The organism is Clostridium yunnanense (genome assembly GCF_016595795.1).
Taxonomy (GTDB): domain Bacteria; phylum Bacillota; class Clostridia; order Clostridiales; family Clostridiaceae; genus Clostridium_AR; species Clostridium_AR yunnanense.
On sequence record NZ_JAENHN010000043.1, the window covers coordinates 38,484 to 57,947 of the forward strand.

General features: G+C 29.8%; 17 protein-coding genes and 1 pseudogene. 7 read left to right on the forward strand and 11 right to left on the reverse strand.

What is annotated here, in order from left to right:
* Nucleotides 1–753: 753 nt before the first annotated feature.
* Both JHL18_RS15220 and JHL18_RS15225 read right to left on the reverse strand, forming a co-directional pair.
* The gene (locus JHL18_RS15220) at nt 754–1,626 is read right to left on the reverse strand and encodes a cation diffusion facilitator family transporter (protein ID WP_200270681.1); all 873 of its coding nucleotides are present in this window, start codon (nt 1,624–1,626) and stop codon (nt 754–756) included.
* 881 nt (nt 1,627–2,507) lie between these two features.
* Nucleotides 2,508–3,503, reverse strand: a complete 996-nt coding sequence (locus tag JHL18_RS15225; RefSeq protein ID WP_200270683.1) for a tetratricopeptide repeat protein — start codon at nt 3,501–3,503, stop codon at nt 2,508–2,510.
* A gap of 639 nt (nt 3,504–4,142) precedes the next feature.
* Here JHL18_RS15225 and JHL18_RS15230 point away from each other — a divergent pair.
* On the forward strand, nt 4,143–4,436 hold the full coding sequence (locus JHL18_RS15230) for a hypothetical protein (RefSeq protein WP_200270685.1): 294 nt from the start codon (nt 4,143–4,145) through the stop codon (nt 4,434–4,436).
* Between the two features lie 160 nt (nt 4,437–4,596).
* Here JHL18_RS15230 and JHL18_RS15235 read toward each other — a convergent pair whose 3' ends face one another.
* Complete coding sequence (locus JHL18_RS15235; protein ID WP_200270687.1) at nt 4,597–4,818, reverse strand: YdbC family protein; 222 nt, start codon at nt 4,816–4,818, stop codon at nt 4,597–4,599.
* 641 nt (nt 4,819–5,459) lie between these two features.
* Between JHL18_RS15235 and JHL18_RS15240 the strand changes: the two genes are divergently transcribed.
* On the forward strand, nt 5,460–6,170 hold the full coding sequence (locus JHL18_RS15240; protein ID WP_200270689.1) for a GNAT family N-acetyltransferase: 711 nt from the start codon (nt 5,460–5,462) through the stop codon (nt 6,168–6,170).
* A 118-nt stretch (nt 6,171–6,288) separates the two neighbouring features.
* Nucleotides 6,289–6,666, forward strand: a complete 378-nt coding sequence (locus tag JHL18_RS15245; protein ID WP_200270691.1) for a hypothetical protein — start codon at nt 6,289–6,291, stop codon at nt 6,664–6,666.
* A 155-nt stretch (nt 6,667–6,821) separates the two neighbouring features.
* Here JHL18_RS15245 and JHL18_RS15250 read toward each other — a convergent pair whose 3' ends face one another.
* Together JHL18_RS15250 and mnmH are read right to left on the reverse strand one after the other, a co-directional pair.
* Nucleotides 6,822–7,769 (reverse strand): metallophosphoesterase family protein, encoded by a 948-nt coding sequence (locus JHL18_RS15250; protein WP_200270694.1) that lies wholly within the window; start codon nt 7,767–7,769, stop codon nt 6,822–6,824.
* 179 nt (nt 7,770–7,948) lie between these two features.
* Nucleotides 7,949–9,055, reverse strand: a complete 1,107-nt coding sequence (mnmH, locus tag JHL18_RS15255; RefSeq protein WP_200270696.1) for a tRNA 2-selenouridine(34) synthase MnmH — start codon at nt 9,053–9,055, stop codon at nt 7,949–7,951.
* 322 nt (nt 9,056–9,377) lie between these two features.
* On the opposite strand from mnmH, the gene selD reads away from it, so the two are divergent.
* On the forward strand, nt 9,378–10,415 hold the full coding sequence (gene selD, locus JHL18_RS15260) for a selenide, water dikinase SelD (RefSeq protein ID WP_200270698.1): 1,038 nt from the start codon (nt 9,378–9,380) through the stop codon (nt 10,413–10,415).
* A gap of 323 nt (nt 10,416–10,738) precedes the next feature.
* On the opposite strand, the gene JHL18_RS15265 is transcribed toward selD, so the two are convergent.
* Nucleotides 10,739–11,155 (reverse strand): NUDIX domain-containing protein, encoded by a 417-nt coding sequence (locus tag JHL18_RS15265; RefSeq protein ID WP_200270700.1) that lies wholly within the window; start codon nt 11,153–11,155, stop codon nt 10,739–10,741.
* 448 nt (nt 11,156–11,603) lie between these two features.
* Complete coding sequence (locus JHL18_RS15270; RefSeq protein WP_200270702.1) at nt 11,604–12,884, reverse strand: hypothetical protein; 1,281 nt, start codon at nt 12,882–12,884, stop codon at nt 11,604–11,606.
* Nucleotides 12,885–13,146: 262 nt separating this feature from the next.
* Here JHL18_RS15270 and JHL18_RS15275 point away from each other — a divergent pair, with 262 nt between their 5' ends.
* The 3 genes and pseudogenes from JHL18_RS15275 to JHL18_RS15285 form a co-directional block, all read left to right on the forward strand.
* Nucleotides 13,147–14,841: a molecular chaperone HscC gene (locus tag JHL18_RS15275; RefSeq protein ID WP_200270704.1), complete on the forward strand. Its 1,695-nt coding sequence runs from the start codon at nt 13,147–13,149 to the stop codon at nt 14,839–14,841.
* A 6-nt stretch (nt 14,842–14,847) separates the two neighbouring features.
* Entirely contained in the window at nt 14,848–16,224 is a 1,377-nt protein-coding gene (locus JHL18_RS15280; RefSeq protein WP_200270706.1) for a J domain-containing protein, read from the forward strand.
* A 34-nt stretch (nt 16,225–16,258) separates the two neighbouring features.
* Nucleotides 16,259–16,492, forward strand: a pseudogene (locus tag JHL18_RS15285) (selenide, water dikinase SelD); the annotation flags it as partial.
* 117 nt (nt 16,493–16,609) lie between these two features.
* On the opposite strand, the gene JHL18_RS15290 reads toward JHL18_RS15285, so the two are convergent.
* From JHL18_RS15290 to JHL18_RS15305, 4 genes are all read right to left on the reverse strand, one after another.
* The gene (locus JHL18_RS15290; protein WP_200270710.1) at nt 16,610–16,822 is read right to left on the reverse strand and encodes a PF20097 family protein; all 213 of its coding nucleotides are present in this window, start codon (nt 16,820–16,822) and stop codon (nt 16,610–16,612) included.
* A gap of 101 nt (nt 16,823–16,923) precedes the next feature.
* On the reverse strand, nt 16,924–17,520 hold the full coding sequence (gene yedF / locus JHL18_RS15295; protein ID WP_200270712.1) for a sulfurtransferase-like selenium metabolism protein YedF: 597 nt from the start codon (nt 17,518–17,520) through the stop codon (nt 16,924–16,926).
* 296 nt (nt 17,521–17,816) lie between these two features.
* Nucleotides 17,817–18,557 carry a hypothetical protein gene (locus JHL18_RS15300; protein WP_207753033.1) on the reverse strand — a complete coding sequence of 247 codons (741 nt, stop codon included), beginning with the start codon at nt 18,555–18,557 and terminating at the stop codon, nt 17,817–17,819.
* Between the two features lie 27 nt (nt 18,558–18,584).
* On the reverse strand, nt 18,585–19,460 hold the full coding sequence (locus tag JHL18_RS15305) for an ABC transporter ATP-binding protein (RefSeq protein ID WP_200270716.1): 876 nt from the start codon (nt 19,458–19,460) through the stop codon (nt 18,585–18,587).
* Nucleotides 19,461–19,464: the final 4 nt, after the last annotated feature.

A 19,464-nucleotide genomic window follows, 5' to 3' on the forward strand; every position in this document is an offset into this window, starting at 1 on the left:
ATTATAATTTTTAAAAGAATAAAAAATAGAACCTAGTTACTACTAAATTTTTAATATCACTATAATTTTTTGATTCCGATCATCAATATTACCTATTAAAATTTTTCATCTCTAAAGCTATTTTGTCTAAGGAATTTATATCTATGTATCACTTCATATAGATTCATAATTTTAAAATTTCTGCTTAAAAATCAGTAGAATTTTTAAATCTTTTTCGTATGGAAGTGGTGCAACTTTAATAATTTCGCAAAGATTGAAAATAAGCTCAAATTATCCGCACGTTAAAGTTTCTTGTATAAATATTTTTTGCATTTATAAAAAAACTTGAATAAATATAAATCTGGAATAAATTTTAATCAACTTATATTCATTCATCTTCTTTTATAAGCATCTATTTATTATATTTCCCTTTTTTCATTAAAAATATCTAGTTTCTCTAAAATCGTTCTCAATGTGATATTATCACGATTATCCACATTCAGTCAAATTTTATTAATTATAATCTTATAAATTTAAAGAAAATTCTATTTTACAACTAATACCAGGGTAAATTGAATAACTTAAATGTACATGCATAATCACCAACATTTATTTAATACATAACATAAGTGCGTTATTAAACACATTCTATATCCAACTTTATTTCAACACGCTGTTTACAAATAAAACATAAATGCTTTATACTTTTCCATACAATTAAAGTCCCATACAAGATGCAACTTAATCTGCATCTTATATGAGCTTTTCTCAATATCATAATTCACTTGGCTCTACATGGATCATTGCCTCTGTGATATTAAAATCATTTTTTAATTTCTTTTCTATCTCTTCAGTAATGCTATGCGCCTCTACTACATTTAAATCAGCATTAACACCTACAGTAGCATCTATAAGAATGTTATTGCCAAGAACACGAGCTCTAATTAATTTCACTTTTTCAACTCCAGAAACCAATTTTATGTTCTCAGTTATACTATCCAATTCTTCTTTACTAAAACCATCAGCAAGATTATTAGAAGATTCTCTAAATATATCCCAACCAGTTTTAATGATTAGTATACCAACAATAACTGCAGCAAGTGGGTCAATCCATGGCAATCCAAACTGCGATGCTATGATTCCAATTGCTGTTCCAATACTCACCCAAGCATCAGAAAGATTGTCCTTAGCTGCAGCCATAAGACCAGCACTGTTTATTTTAACTGCAATTTTCTTATTATATCTATACACAACATATATGACCCCAGCGCATAAAACAGCCACTACAGCTGATATCAAATCTGGCGCCTTAGCTTTGAAATGTATAATTGATTGAATAGCATTATAAAGTACATTTAATCCCACTGCTATCATAATCAAGGAAGCAACAAGAGAGGCTATGGTTTCTGCCCTAAAATGTCCATAAGAGTGTTCTTCATCTGCTGGTTTTCTTGATATTTGAAGACCGATTAACACAGCAACTGAAGCTATTATATCAGTTGTATTATTGATTCCATCTGCAGATAGTGCTTCTGAACCTGATATATAACCAATTCCTACTTTAGCTAGAGACAGTGCAATATATGCAAGAATACTTATTCTAGCTCCTCGCTCTGCCAGTTTTAGATTATTAAACCTTTCATCCATCAACTTCACTCCTTGATTATTATATATGGATATACTACTTCGTAATAAAACTTATTATTGAACTTATGAATTCACAAAATAGATTTCTGATTGAAATGGTTCATCTTTATCTCTCGTTCATTTACAACTTCATACTCTTCAATTTTTATAATCTTTCACACGTATCTGTACTAAATATGAAAGTTTTATTTCGAATAAATATATAAGTATTCTTAGTATTCCTAAAAATAAAGAAATATATAAAGTTAAAGACTTTCAACACAACAAACATACACCGTGTAGAAATCTTTTTTGATGCAAAAATATATAACATAAAAAAGCCGCTGAAGCGACCTTCTTCAGTGATTTTTTTTGCGCATCTGCTTTTCCGAATGTATATTAGAAAAATTCGTCAGGCGATATAATTTTATTTTTTTACTGTTTACCCTAAATAGCTGTTCTAACCATTTGATATTGATAGGTTTAGTTAACAAAAATTTTATGATTTCCTAGACAGTAAAAAAAGACCTTTAACACAATGAATTCATTGTGTTAAAAGTCTCACTTAACTAAAATTAGTTACGATACAACCAGACCGATGGTCAGTGTGTTGACTGTATCACCTCTTTCAAGGCAGTTACTCCCTTTTAACTATACTTCTTTAATTTGATAAAAAAATCATATTATATTCTATTCGCTTTTGTCAATTGATATTCCAATTTTATGTAAATAGCAGATTTATATTAAAACTTATTTTATCCTCTATAATATTGATATAATTTCAATTAATCACATTTATCAACTGATGAAACATTAGTGATATTACTAATCAGCTACATATATGTTTATTGAATATACTAAAATTATAGTTTTTAAAGAACTTGCTACTTAGCTTACCACTTTTAAAAAAATAATTTTCTATAAAAATTTAAAAATCTATCGCTTTCTCTCACTTTATCAAACAAAGCATCTTGAAAATAATCTGTAAAATTTATTCCTATATTTTGAGCTAATTCTAAATTATTATAGAAAGCTTCATATTCGTAGTTTATCAGATCAATTGCCGCTAGTATAATATAAAAGTCACCGTTATTTGAATCAAGTTCAATTGCTTTCCTTATATTTTCTTCAGCAGCCTTAATGTTTCCTATCTTTATTTGTATAAATGCATAATTTTTGTACGCAGCCGCAAAGCTTTCATTTAGCTCTATAACTTTTAATACATCACCCAATGCGTTCTCGTAATCTTTTAGCAAAACATAAGCAAAGGCTCTATCATTAATGGATTCACAGGATTCAGGCTTAAGTGAAATTGCTTTTGAAAAATACTCTATAGCTTCACCATATCCTCTAACCTTTAAATATATAAATCCCATATTTTTAAAATACAAGTATTCTTTATCATTCATACTAATTGCTTTCTTGTAGTCCTCTAAGGCTTTCATGAAGTTCTTAATTCCAATGTATGCTTCCCCTCTACCACCATAAGCTGAAGGTAAGTAATCTTCCGAAAGATTCATATTTATGCTTTCAGAAAAATCACTAATTGCTTTATCAAAATCTTTATTTTGTAGATATGAATACGCTCTTAGATAATATGCTAGTGGATTAATGTTATCTATTTCTATTATTTTAGATGTATTCAAAATAACATTATTAAAATCATTTAATTTAAGATGTATACTGCTTTTTAAGTAGTAAGTGCCAATATCAGTATCTTCTATTTCAATTGCTCTATCAAATTCAGCCAGCGCCATATCATATTGACCACTTTCTAAAAATTCATTTCCAAGCTTAATAAATGTGTTATATTGATCTTCTTTAGAATTTAATATGTTTTTGAAGTTTAGCGCAAATATAGCTAAAACCCCCAATAATAGTATGATTATGATATACATCTTTTACTCCAATCCTCTTGTTTTCCATCCTCTCGATCGAGGATAATCTTATGTTTATTTGTAATTAGAAAGATTCTTTAGCCTTAAAAATCCATAAACTTTTTTAGCATCATTTTGTTTAGCCTGTCCATAATAAAGTCTTAGCGAAGATAAAAGGCCCTATATTTAGCATCAATAAATTTTGAATTTTAGTATTATAATCATAATGATGCATACTTTTCCAGCTTTATATTTATAATAACATATTTAACTACAACAGTTCATTATTAAGTTTGTACTTTTAGATTAATGTTTTATATGTTCAATATTTTTTTAGATTTCTATTTAGAGACCATGCCCTAATATCTTATTTTACATAAGCTAAAAAACTCTTATAAACCACAACTTCAGTTTATAAGAGTTTTTTGATAAGTCAAAAATATTATGGTGCAGGTCAGTAATGCGCTAACAAAAATCCTTATTAAAGATTTCAAGACTATAGGATTTGTTTTCGTATAAGTTTTATACATTATTTTCTTGATGTTTAATAGCATTTTACGTAAAATAAGTGTATAATATTGTTAAAAATAGTTATTTTTATACATATATCTGCCTAGATAAATTTAATATTCTCAATCCTATAATTTAAGGAGTGGTAAAGTGAGAGGTTCTATAGTAATAGCAAGTATAGGAATTTTAACTTTTATATTATCTTATATCATTTATAAATATGAAAAGGTTGAATTGTTGGCTGGTATAGAAAAATCAAAAGTAAGAGACCTCCATGGGTTAGCAAAGTTTGCAGGAAAGATAGTAGCACTTATGGCAGCTGGAATCTTATTATTAGCTATTGCAGGAAGCATAACGTCAAGTGTGATTCCCGGGAGAGTGTTCATAGTATATATTATTAGTTTATTATTTTTTTACTTTTTCAGACTAGGGAAATACTTATAAAATAGATAACAAAAGACAACTCTTTCCGAGGTTGCCTTTTGTTGGTTGTTAAAATAAACATGTATTTTAAACATATTCTTAAATTTATATTTAATTTAAACTAGCTCCTAATACATAAATAAAAAAGGTAAGTTTTTTAATTCTAAATTTTAACTCTATCTTATAAATCCATGTTATTTAAGATATCTCTTAAATCCTTCATTTCCTCTTTAGAGAAGGTCACACCTTTACCCATCTTCTTATGTTCTGAGTCCCACTCTCGAATGTCATACTTGGCTTCTTTATCGTTCCAGCTAATTAGATTTACTTCTTTCTTCCATCCTTTAGATGATTCTGAAAGAGTTCCTAAACTTTCTTTTATTTCAAATTTAATATCTGCCATTCAACTTTCCTCCTATAATTTCCTTTAATAATTTTCTATAGATAAACTACTTCACATTAGAATTTATCCAAATAAAGATTCGTAGAACCATCGAAATCTTTATTTGGAGTCTAATGATCGAAGTAGTTTATCAGTTCAGCGGAATAGATAATCCAGTTCTATCTAATAAAACTAAGTTATACTTCTGTTAACTATTAATGATAATAGGATTATCAAATATAGATTCTATTCGAAACTGGTTTATCTATAGTAAATCCTTATACTTTGAATCTATCAATCACTTAACTTTTGCTATATCTATAGAATTCCAACTTCGACCATAAAGTTATACATGTCAGATAATCCCCATAAGCCACAACTTTCCAGAAAGTATAGAGCCTTTATAGAATCCTATTTCAACTATTAAGTTATGTAAGCCTATAATCCTAATATTAAGATTATTGACACAATGCGTCAACTTTTTTCATATTTATGCTTGTAATGTACACTAGTGAAGCCTATGGATATTAATGGTATAATATACACATAGTAACATTACAAATTAAAAAACTATTATCATTTATAAGTATTTACTTGATTACTATGTCTAACTGCAATAAAAACTTTATACTTTACAGTAAAAAATCAAGGTGGTGTCCTAAATGAACAAATCAAGCAAAGTAAATTTTGCTAAGGAGCAACTAGGAAGCTTATGGAATTGCTCTCCGAATTTATTTAATCAAAATGACAATGTATTCATTGAGTCTAATGACACATTTTTCAATATAATTACCTTTGGGAAAAATGCTGTTATAAAAGCAGATCCACTTATTTATGAATGGTGTGTAGAAAACTTTTCAAAAACACCTGCACGTTTCATTATAGACAGAGAAAACCTATTTGCTATTGAAGCTAAATTACGAGAGTTTGGAAAAATGCTTGGAGGCGAACAAGTTAGATACTTATATGTAGATAGCAATAAATTTATCTATAAGCCTTGTGATTATGAATATAAACTATTTGATAAAGATAATATAAGAGACTTGTATGCAAACAAAGATTTTAGCAACGCATTAAACTTTAAAAATGATGTTATAGCCTTTGGCGCATATAAAGAAAATCAGCTTGTTGCTTTAGCTGGCGCTGATGATACTATGGGTAAGCTATGGCAAATCGGCATAGATACTCTTCCAGAACATCGTAATAAAGGTCTCGCTGCATACCTTGTAAAAACTCTAGCTGACGAAATAGAAAAGTGTGGTATGATGCCATTTTATACTACTTGGAGCCCTAATATCGCTTCAACCACTGTTGCATTAAATACAGGATTTTTTCCTATTTGGGTTAGCTATGTTGCACAAGATATTTTATAACTTAATAAATGAACGAACCGAAGAAATGTACTAAGGTTGAAAAAATAATTCACTAATACGCCCTTCATTTTAATAAATATCTATAACTAAAATAATTATTTAGAGAGGTGAATTTGTATTGGAAAATAAAAAATTATTATCACTCTCAATTATTCTGCTTTCTTTAGGCATAGTATTTGGTTCAGTTTTTATAGGTTATTCATCATCAAAATCTGCAAAACCTCAAATCTTAAATCCTCCTTCAGTTGAGAGTAATGTTTTAAACTTATCACAAACAGCAAAATATCTTAATATGTCTGAAGGAGAAATTCAAGGAATAATTAACATAGAAAAAGCTGCATTAGACCAATCAAAAATCTTTACTGGTATGATGTTCCCTTATTTCACAGTGAATAATAAGAAGTATTTCTATAAAACTGAAATAGATGAATGGCTGAAAGATGTTTCAAAAAATCACAGAGAATATGACACAAAAAAAGGATTGATGCTTCAGTAAAGAACCGAATACAGAAAGTGGTTTATGGAATTATAGAATTTCTGAAATAGGACTATTAAAATACCAATAAACTTGAATCAACTATAACTTTAACAAATATAAAACAAAACCTACTGCTATAGATTTTTTCTTTAACAGTAGGTTTTAACACTATATTATTTATTAATTTCTTTTGTAAATATCCACTTCTTTTCTTTCATATCTCTTCCTTTAACTACAACATTGTTTCCCTTAACTTCAATATATAAACCTTTAATATAAGGTAAGTTTTTTCTACCTCCTTGACTATTTGCATCAGGTATTATAGTATAATAAACCGCTCCAGTGTGTATCATAGTAAAGGGTTGATTAACTACTACACTACTTTCAACTAAATCTCTATGTGTATGTGAAGTAAACAATATTGCTTCAGGATATTTCGAAAGTATTTCTCTGATTTGTTTACTTTTATTAACAGAGGTCCAGTTTTTATTTCCACTATCTAAAGGTTGATGCAAGAATACAAATATAGGCTTTCCCTTTTGATAATCTTCACCAATTTTTTCTTTGAACCAATTTAATTGTTCATCAGATATGTAAGCTGAAACTGAGTCTATTGTTTTAGAATTCCCGTCCTCAGAACCTAGAGATATAAAATGATAGTTTTTAACCCAGGTATCATGATATACCTTTTTCTCTCCTGAAAACTCAAGATATCTATTTATAAAGGTTTGAACTTGTTCTGGTGAGTTAACTTTTATATTGTAATCAAAAAACTCATGATTACCTATATTCTTAATAATCGTTTTAGGCATCAAGTTCTTATTTTCAATTAATGCTTTTTTCATTGAGGCATATTGAGTTTCTAACCCTTGCCCCACTGTATCTCCGTTCAAAACTAACGCATCCATGTTAGAATTTATTGTATTTAAATCATCAATTGCCCCTTTAAAATGTTCAATATCATCATGAACATCTCCAAGCACAGAAAAAGCAAGATCTGCATTAGAAGCTGGTGCTACGGTAGCTTTTTCAGTATGTTTATTTCCGTTTATATAGATTGCAGCTATTACACCAGTAATAATTAATAAAATTGCAACAATAATTATTTTACTCTTCTTCATTTTAATCACCTCTCCTAAATGCATAATATATTGTGAAACAAAGTTTAACATTGATGTGGTGGTACTTATTATCTTTCACATTATTATAATAAATTATAAGCGGTTTCTTTATTAAGTTAAATATATTATATAAAAACTAACTCGGTGATTAAAATTACTGGTTGGAATGATCTTCTCTATCAATGTTCCAACCCTTCAACAAACTCTATTACTTCTTTGCTGTTACCTCTAAATATTATATTTCTATTAGCTTTATCTAAGGAGTGTTTATACATTGGATCATAGTAGTTAGTTAAAAATAATTCTATCCAATTTCTGTGTTTATCTATATCATTGGTATCTTTTTGTGCTTTAAAAGCAAGTTTAAGCTCATCAACTATTACCTTCATTCTATCTCCACCAAGCTTACTCTTAACTCTCTCCATACTAGCTACCATGTCATCTAACCATGCTTCTAAGCCTAAATCTCTATCTTTCAGCGTTTCAATATGCTGTCTTTGATCGTTTATAACATACTCTTCTAATATGTTATAAACTCTTTCTTCTACAGTAGCATCCAAGAATATTACAGCTCCACTTTGAAAATAATTATAAAAATCTTTGGGGATAAAACTCTTCCCGATGTTTTTACTTTCATCTTCTAAAATCATATGTTTAAAATTCTTAGCTCCATGTTTTATTACGCTATAAGCCAAATTGTTTTCAAAATTTATTTGTGTTGGTTGTGGCGTCACAAAATGCCCAAAGGTAGAGCCTCTATGATGTGCAATCCCCTCTAAATCAATAGAATTCTTAAGCTTGTTTAATAATATAGTTTTACCTGAACCTGTATAACCAGTTAAAACTAAAGGTCTTGTTTTAAGGTTTTCTGGCTCTAAGGCATCTATTAGATAATTACGAAAAGCCTTATATCCACCGTCAAGCTTTACTATATCTTGACCTGTTGCTTCATACACCCAATTCTGAGCTATGGTTGAACGCGATCCCCCTCTAAAGCAATAAATCATGGTATTTGGATCTTCCTTAAATTCTTTTACCCATGAGGATACTCTATCCTCCTTTATGCTTCCAGATACAAGCTTATAACCTAATTTAGTTGCCTCATCATTACCTTTTTCTTTATAACATATACCTATGATATGCCTTTCTTCATTAGATAATATAGGTAAATTTATCGAGTTTAACATTGCTCCTTTTTCATATTCAATTGGAGCTCTCACATCTATTAATTTTGTATCCTTCAATACTATATTTTTAAAATCATTTGTTACACTTAATTTCATCATTTTTGTTCCTTCTGTTTTGTCTTTTTAATGTTTTTCTGATAATTATAAATTATATATTACTGTAGAAAATTATACAAATTCCGTATTTTATGGCAAAACTCCTATCTTTAAATTCTGTAAACAAAGCCATAAAAATGTTTAAACCTAGCTCTTCTTTAAGTTAGACATGTTCTCAGCTCAAAATTGCAGATTTAAACTATTGAAACTATTCTTTTTCATTTATAATGATTAGTATAGACTCATTTTTGATTATGGACATATCTTTGAAATTTTATAATAATTAAAGCTATTCAATTGATATAAATTACTGGAGGTTAATATAATGGACAATAACATAAAACTAACTTCACTTACTAAAACTTCAGGTTGTGCTGCTAAGATAGGACCTAGTGTTTTAGATTCTGTTCTTAAAAACTTACCTAAATTCGAAGATTCAAACCTATTGGTAGGCTTTGATAAAAAAGATGATGCCCTTGTATATAAGGTATCTGATGATAAAGTAGTAATACAAACCGTTGATTTCTTCCCACCGATGGTAGATGATCCTTATACTTTTGGACAAATAGCAGCTGCAAATGCCTTAAGTGATATATACGCTATGGGCGGAAATCCAGCTATTGCAATGAATTTATTATGCTTTCCATCTTGCTTAGATCCATCAATAATGCACGATATCTTAGCTGGAGGCTATAGTAAGGTTCAAGAAGCTGGTGCAATTATCGCTGGAGGACATACAATTGCAGACCCTACCCCTAAGTACGGACTTTGCGTTACCGGCTTTGCTCATCCAGGTGAAATACTTACAAATAGCAACGCTAAAACTGGCGATGTACTTGTTTTAACTAAGCCACTTGGTATTGGCATTTTAAACACCGCTGCAAAAGCTGAACTTCTAACTTCTGCCGAGATAAAAGAAGTTACTAAAATAATGATTGAATTAAATAAGTACGCTAAAGAAGCCTTTGCAAATTTGAAGGTGAATTCATGCACTGATATTACAGGCTTTAGCTTAATTGGTCATGGATATGAAATGGCTAGCGGAAGCGATAAAACTATTGAAATCTTTAGTGATAAGGTGCCAATACTTCCAAAGGCTTTAGAATATGCAAGCATGGGAATTATCCCAGAAGGAATGTACAACAACCAGGATTACTTAAAAGATATATTTAAAACTGAAAGCACTATTTCTCAGAAAATGAATGATGTGCTGCTTGATCCTCAAACTTCTGGAGGACTTCTACTCTCTATGCCAGAAAAAGATGCTAAGGAATACTTATCTAGAATGGAATTCTATACCCCATGGGCTAGAATTATAGGTCATGTAACTGATAAAAAAGACTATTCTATTGTTGTGAAATAAAACAAAGGCATGTTTAATTACAATTGATTCATTTTTGAGGTGAATGCTATAGTAGTTATCACATCAAATAGCATGTATTTAAAGATGAACCACTTCGATCCGAAATCTATTTTTAAAACTCTCACGGGTTTTGGTGAGAGAATTTAAAAATAATAAGTTTTATTACGAAGTGGTTCATCTATAACAATAAAGTAAGCAGAAGTTTTAACACAATCTTCTGCTTACTTTATAACTTAAAACAAAATTGAAAGTTTTCTACTTCACTTAATTCTGCTTATGAGAAAGCTTTGAATTAATCTCACCACAAGCAAAGGTTGCTATAATTATACTTGAAAACAATAAGTAGCTGAATTGTGAATTAGTTTATTAATCCCGTCCTTATGGTATGGCATCAACTTGTTTGCTGTGGAAATATCTACCCACTTAATCTCAGAAATTTCATCTGGATTTTCAATATTAATTGCCCCTCCAATAATTTCAGTTCTAAAAGTTATAAATATTGCATGTTCATTATTTTCTTGAAAAAAACACTCATTAATAGCAACTATATCCTGAATTTTAACTAAAAGACCTGTTTCTTCTTTAACTTCTCTTATCACTGCTTGTTCTAAAGTTTCATTTTCTTCTACTGCACCTCCTGGCATAGACCAGGAATCATGATTGTCTCTATTACATACCAGTAACACTTGTTCAGTATCCTCATTATATAATAAAGCGTATACAACATTGACCCTCTTCACTTATATCACTTCCTCATGAATAATATCTTATATTGCTGTATGTATCGTATTTTTAGTATATATACAACCATAGAAATATTATAACATATATTCCACATACTTACTTAAAAGTGATTTTTACCATATCTTTAATAAGCCAGTTCCAAATGAAATGTAAATTAAAAAAGTAACTTCCCCTTTCTAAGTCAAACGAAAGTCACTTTTTCAATTTACAATATTTTTATAACAGATTCTTTTAATATAGATAATCCAGTTCTATCTAATAAAACTAAGAGATACTTCTATTAACTATTAATGTAATATGATTATCAAATATAAATTCTATTTGGAACTGGTTTATCTATAGATGAACCACTTCATATTAGAGTTTATATTTTCAAATTCTCCTCTCAGAACCCAGAGGAGTTTTGAAAATAGATTTCGGATTGAAGTAGTTCATCTTTATATGTTATTCAAGTTGTTCATTATTTATTTTCTCAATATACCGTTCTATCTTTTTTATTACATTTGGAATCTTAGCAATTTTCGCTGCTTGATTAAAATATTGCAGCGCTTCAGCTTTTTCATTTTTCTTATAATGATAAATTCCAGAATATACATATAAATTAGCATTAAAAGTATTATTATTTTCTTCTTTAAGAAGATTTCTTAGGTTCTGTATTCCCCTCTCAAGATCTCCATCAAGTATATCTAGTTCTACCCTTCTAAATTGTAAAACTAAATATAAGGATTTTTCTGTTTTTCCCTCCTGATGTTTTAACAAAGCTTTTTCAATAATTTCAATATTACTTCTTGCCTCTTCAAATTTGCCTTGCTCTATAAATACACTAACTAGATTGCTTAAAATAATAATATAGAAAGTATTTCCTTTTTCCTGAGCTTTGCTGATATCAATATTTGAGAGAAGTTCTTCAAGTATTAATCTAGCCTCCTCATATCTTCCGCAATTAATAAGTGCAGTTGTCTTTTGATACTGGTAAAACTTAACTTTATTCATCCATCCATCTCTATTAAGTGATGCTTTTATTCCCTTGTCTATAGTTAATAAGATTTGTTTATCTATAGTTTCAACATATTTCTCTAAATCTTTATCGAATAACCTTGTTAATTCTTTGTTAGATAGAAGCTTTGCTTTATTTTTTTTCTTATTCCATTCACTGGCCCAGTATCTACTTGGAAGTAAAACAGTAGCATCAGTTTTTTCTGGATATACAAGTGCGGGAAATACTTGAAAATCAATATATCTATTCGGTAGATGCTCCCTATGCAACACAAAGGTTGTAAAATACACTTCCTTTCCAAAGGTAATCTTTTCTGGTACCTTAACATTAAAAAGTGTTACCATTTCATCATCTAAAATATCAGAAAACCTTTGGAGCTCTTCATCTTCACATTTATCACCTTTTATTTTGAAAAGTTTGGCTGCAATTTCCTTTAACTTATCTGGATTTTCCTCAAAATATAAGTCTTCTGAATAAACCATTGCAGCTGGACTATTATCAATTCCTAGCTTAAATAAAAGTTGATTAGCTTGTACCAAACTAGCTAAAACTATCTTACCTTCTCTCTTCAATATTCCTTGTTCCTTATATATAACTTCATATCTATTGTCATTTAAATTAATCATCCATTTTGGCTTTAAAAAAATATTATAATCATCAAATATAAAAGATATTTTTCTTCTTTCCTTGTTAAAGATATCTCTAGTTTCTTTCATAAACTCAACCATTTATTAGTCTCCCTTAATAACTTTTGAAATTTAAACTAAATATTCAAAAATATTATATCACACAACAAATTTATACCACATTAATTTATGTTATTTTTTTACTTTAATGTATAAATTGTTTTACAAAACAGTATCAGTTATAATAATTATTATAATAATTAGCCAATTTTTTAGCTTTATTAATTCAAGAGATTTTAAAGCATTAATTATTATTTTAGTATAAGCGAGATGTAATTTAAATCATGAAAAAGGGGTTTTAAAATTGAAATCATTTGGTATAGATTTAGGTACAACAAACAGTTTAGCAGCATATTGGGAAGATGGCCGTGCAAAATTAATTCCAAACAGTCTTGGCTTAAACCTTACGCCTTCAGTTGTAAGTGTTGATGACAATGGAGAAGTATATGTTGGTCAAATAGCTAAGGAACGTATAATAACCCATCCAACTTCTACTGCTTCTAACTTCAAAAGATTTATGGGAACAGAAAAGATATATAATTTAGGAAAATACACCTTTACACCAGAGGAACTTTCTGCCTTTGTAATTAAATCCTTAAAGGCTGATGCAGAAGCTTTTTTTGGCTGCGAGGTTACTGATGCAGTAATTAGTGTGCCAGCTTATTTTAATGATGCCCAAAGAAAAGCAACTAAAAGAGCTGCTGAGTTCGCTGGATTAAATGTTGAAAGACTAATCAGTGAACCAACTGCTGCAGCAATCTCCTACGGCCTTCACCTAGAGGATGCAGAAGCCAAATTCCTTGTATTTGACCTTGGAGGAGGCACCTTTGACGTTTCTATTCTTGAAATGTTTGAAAATGTTATGGAGGTAAAATCAATTGCTGGAGACAACTTTCTAGGTGGGGAAGACTTTACGGAACTTTTAATATCCTATTTCGTTAAAAGCTGTGATATTGATATAGAAAATCTTGACCTTAAGCTTCGCTCAATAATAAGTAAGCAAGCGGAAAACTGCAAGTATCAGCTTACTCATGAGCATGTAGGAAAAATGAGTATTACCATAAATAATAAAAACTATGAAACTACAATTGATCGTGTAGAATTTGAAAAACTAGTTACTCCACTGCTACTTAGGCTACGTCATCCAATAGAAAGAGCCTTAAGGGATGCAGCTCTAACACCAAAAGAGATAGAAGCAGTTATCCTTATTGGAGGAGCAACTAGAATGCCTGTTGTAAAATCGGTAGTTTCAAAAATGTTTAGTAAACTACCCTATTCAAATATAAACCCAGATGAAGCAGTTGCCTTAGGCGCAGCTATACAGGTTGCCTTAAAAGAAAGAAATGAGTCTTTAAGTGAAGTTATTCTTACTGATGTATGTCCATATTCTCTTGGGACAAACGTAGCAAAAAGTATGGGCAACGGCAGACATGAATCAGGTTATTTTTTGCCTATAATCGAAAGAAACACTCCAATCCCTGTAAGCAGAGCTGAAATTCTTCAAACTATAGCTGATAATCAAACATCAATTAGCCTTCAAATATATCAAGGAGAAAGTAGAAGGGTTGAACACAATATCAAAATTGGAGAGTTAAACATCAAGGTCCCTCCATCTCCTGCTGGAGAACAAATGATAGATGTACGATATACCTATGATATTAATGGAATTTTAGAGGTAGAAGTTGTAGTACTTAAAACCGGTGTAAAAAATAGAATGATTATAGAAAAATCTCCTGGCAGTATGACTAAAAAGGAAATAGAAGAAAGCTTTAAAAAGCTAAAGGATATAAAAATCCATCCCCGTGACAGAGCAGAGAATAAGCTTTTACTAGCAAGAGGTGAACGTATCTATGAAGAGTCCCTAGGAGAAATCCGTGAGTATATTTCCTCAGTTCTTGCTAATTTTGAAAGTGTGTTATTCAAACAGAACCATAAGGAAGTTAAGATAGCAGCAGAAAAACTAAAAAATATACTTGATGAAATTGAAAGGCGGTTTTAGATTTTTATGGAGCCTTGGAGCATTTTAGATATCGATCCTACTGAAGATACCTCAGTTATAAAGAAAGCATATGCTAAAAAACTTAAAATTCACCATCCAGAAGATGATCCTACAGGTTATCAAAAATTGCGTGAAGCCTACGATACTGCTCTTAAATATGCAAAGAGATTAATTAAGAAGGAAGAAAGTGAATCTTTTAATATAAGAGAATCACCTATATCTTTGGAGGAAAACTACTCACCCACTCATCTGGAGCTAATCAACTCACAGGCTTCAAGTGTACCAAGTATTGAGGAACAAAATGCTAAATTTATAGAACAAATTGAGAGTTTGTATAATGACTTTTTTTCAAGGATTAATATTGATAATTGGAAGAATCTTCTGAGCAATGATATTTTTTGGATTATCGCTAACAAAAGAACTATAAGTAGACTGACCATTAATTTTCTTTCTGAGCACCATCATCTTCCTCAAGATATTTGGATACTTTTAGAAAACAATTTTAATTGGTGTAGTGAAAAAAATACAACTTACCAACCATATCATGATGACTTTATCTCATATATTGAAAGGCAAATAAGTAGTCCAAACCCTTTAAATTACTTTTTTTCAGAAGCCTTTAAAGATGTTGATTATGAACAATTTCTTCAATTAAGAGAAATAGCGCAAACTAGCCTTTTAGAAGATAATTTTTCTGATGCAAAGGAATATATAGAAGCTGCAAAAAATATTTATACGGAAGATCCTGATTTATTTCGCTTAGAAGGTGAAATGAATCTGCGCTCCGGAAATCTAGAGGGAGCTATAGCTTCATTTAATAAAGCACTAAGCCTTAACCCCGAGGATTATAATTCAATATTATACCGCGCCACTGCTTATTATGAGGCAAAACAAATAGAAGCAGCTCTTGAAGATTATAAACATATTTATTCTAAAACACCTGAAAAAAACGAAATATTTCTTTTTATTGCAAATAACTATTTTAAACTAGGTGATTTATTCAAAGCGAAGGCTTGGGTTTTAAAGTCCTTAAAGCTAGACCACTCTAACAATGAAGCCAAGTTATTATATGCTCAGTTACAAGTAAAGCTTAGGAAAAAGCTCACTATGGAGCTAGAAAAAGACCCATCAAATCAGGTACTTAAAGATAAGCTTGAGGCTATAAATTCTGAGATACATAAAACAGACATGAAAAACACCTCCAAAGCTAACAAAACACGCAATCCAGTTAATAAAATCACTTTTATTAAAGACTTAATTAAAATCATACTAGCTTTGATGGCCCTAATTTTTTTCATAGGTTTGACAATTGCATCAAAGGTTGGAATTGTATTATTGCCATTCTTTATCATCAAGGGGTTAACGTCAAAAAAGAATAAGTAGAATTAATTTTATGAATGTACCACTTCATATCTAAGAAGGAATGTACAACAACCAGGATTACTTAAAAGATATATTTAAAACTGAAAGCACTATTTCTCAGAAAATGAATGATGTGCTGCTTGATCCTCAAACTTCTGGAGGACTATTGCTTTCTATGCCAGAGAAAGATGCTAAGGAATACTTGTCTAGAATTGAATTCTATACCCCATGGGCTAGAATTATAGGTCATGTAACTGATAAAAAGGATTACTCAATTATTATAAAATAAGACTGTCAAATTCAGCCTTGTTTTGCTAGATATCATAAATAACAACTTATTAACACTATTAGAAGTATTAAGAGATAATAATAAAAGGTATGCTTAATTTTGCATACCTTTAACTTTTTACTCCACCACATCTATAATTAACTTTTTACAAGCTTTGCAATAATGCGCTTCTATTCTATTTAAATCTTCGTAGTTTCTTATTACTACACCGCTAGCAAAGGCATTAAAAAATACTCCCTTATCCTTTGATTCATCAATCCATTTTAGTGCACCACCATGGGGATATATAAACCCCTTTTTGGCCTCTTCATGACAATACGGACACTCCATGTCATACCATCCCTTCCCTCATTCAAAGGTAAAAATATGAGCAGTGAAAGCTTATATTGCTGTACCACTACTCATTAAAACCATCTTATTAAATTACAAAGTTATAATGTTATCACCTTTCCAGCTGACTTCATAACTTCAACAATTGCATACATATTGCTTACCTGTCCTACAGAAACTTTTTCTTTAAGTCCATAGAAATCTAGGCAAGCTCCACAAATTAAAAGTTCAACTCCTGCCTCTTCTAGTTTCTTTAAATGCTCTGCTGCTTGATCATTTAAAGTTGGAACCTTTACTCCATCATTCATAAATAATATTGCCTTTGGATAATCCTCTGACTCTGATACTGTGTAGAAAAACATCTTCATTAAAGATTGACCAAGATCTTCATTTCCTATTCCGATTGTGCTTTTATTTACAAATACACACCAATCTCCAAGAGGTTTTCTGTTTTCTACTTTTGCAATTATCTCTTCGCATTCCTCACAGCCATTAGAAAACTTTACATTAAAATCACCATTAGCTTCTTCAACACTAACTTCAAAACCTTGGCTGTTCGCAAACTTTCTAAGGTTTTCTACCGCTATTTTATTATCAACTTGAACTGTAAAGAACTTTCCACCTTGCTCAATTTCTTTCTTTGCCATCATTACAGGCATAGGACAGTTTTTTCCTCTTGCATCTATGTTTTTACTCATCTTAATCACCTTTCAGGAAAATTATTTCTACATTAATTATACACTATAATGTCTTTTAACTTAAATCCATATAGCTACATTATAATTATACTTACACAAAAAAAATTATAAGTTAATGTAACCTCTGCTGTGTTTATGGTATAATTCATGCTAGAAGTTTTTTAAAGTTAAAAAGTAAAAATCTTAACTTCTTAAGTTCTTAAGAATTTGTGCTTATACTGCTAGCTTATGCGCTGTTTATAGGAAAACCTACCGATTCGATTTTAAAATAAAAAAGATTTATTCTATTTTCTAAGTTAACTTAATCTTCGTAGTCTACTAAATATACTATAATTAGTTTTTCTTTGAGAAATTTTATATGTCAACAGTAGTAATATTATAGAAATCCCCATATATATCATCTTTACTTTTAAAAGTCCACCTTTTCCATAATCATAATATTGATAAATATGTCCCAGTATTCCATTTGTTTGAGTGATTTTACATCTCCATAAGGCTTCTTCTATTAAGTAATATGCAGTGATTAACGATGTACTTATAGCTATGTCTTTTGATACAAATAAAATAAAAAGACTTAAAGAAATTATAAACATATTAGTTACAAACGAATATAATAACACTTCCTGAACAGGCAACAATATAGTATTACTTGGGAGTAGTTTCTTATATAAAAAATAAATATTTAAAAATGAAATTATATATAAACATAAATAAACTGTTAAAATAGAAATTAGTTTTCTTACCATAAGCTTATTTGTTTTACTACCACCAACAGCTAAAGCTATATCCTCCATGCTATTATTAAAATCTATGCCTAAAGTAAAAAATATAAGTATTATAAATAAGATTAGTAGATATACATCGCAATACATATACAACTCACTTGGAACCTTATTACTAATTGGAGCTTCACTAATAGCTTTCGAAACTTTAATAAATCTTTGTGGGATTATTCTTATGATTACATTAGTCATAAGAATAATTGAAACTATTATATACAACAAATTTGTGACAAGCATATTATTTTGGATTTTCAAATAAAATTTAATCATATTTATAGTCCACTATCTTTCATTAATACTACTATGAATGATATATGCGTCTTGTAAACTTATACTTGCCTTAACTGAGTTATCTGTTAGTGGTTCTTGACTAATATACTTAATATGATACTTGTCGCCTTGATGTATTGTTCTTATAATTTTTCCCTTTTCCATAACTTTAGATAGATTATTCGAATCCATATCGGCTTCCCATGCTATTTCTTCTACTTCACTTATAAACTGTTCTTTTGTTCCCTTATATATAACATTTCCAGCTTTTATAACAATTAGATAATTACAATAGAATTCTATGTCTTCAACTATATGTGTCGTCACCAAGACTATTCTATTTTTACTTATTACAGGGAATAGCTCTCTTATTACATTTCTTTGTTCAGGATCAAGTCCAACTGTAGGTTCATCTACTACAATCAGCTTTGGATTGCCGATTAACACTTGAGCAAAGCCTAGTTTTTGCTTCATCCCTCCAGAATATTGCTTAAATCTTCTATCTACATATCCCTTCATATCTAATTTTTCAATAATCTCATCAACATGGCTTTTAATTTTATTTTTATCCCAATCGAGTTTCAGGCTAGCTACTACCTCAAGAAACTCTCTCCCCGTCAAATTTCCATAAGCAGAAAAATCTTGCGGAAGATATCCCATAGATTTTCTTACGTCTTTTAGATCTTTTTTATAATCTAAATCATTCAAAAAGATATTACCTTCCTGAATTTCAAAGAGTGTTGTTATAAGTTTCATTGCGGTACTTTTTCCTGCTCCATTAGGTCCTAATACTCCAACTAACCCTTCTCCAACTTCAAACGAAATATTCTTTAAAGCTTCTACATTACCATATTTATGACTTAAATTACTTACTGTTAGGCGTATCATCCTT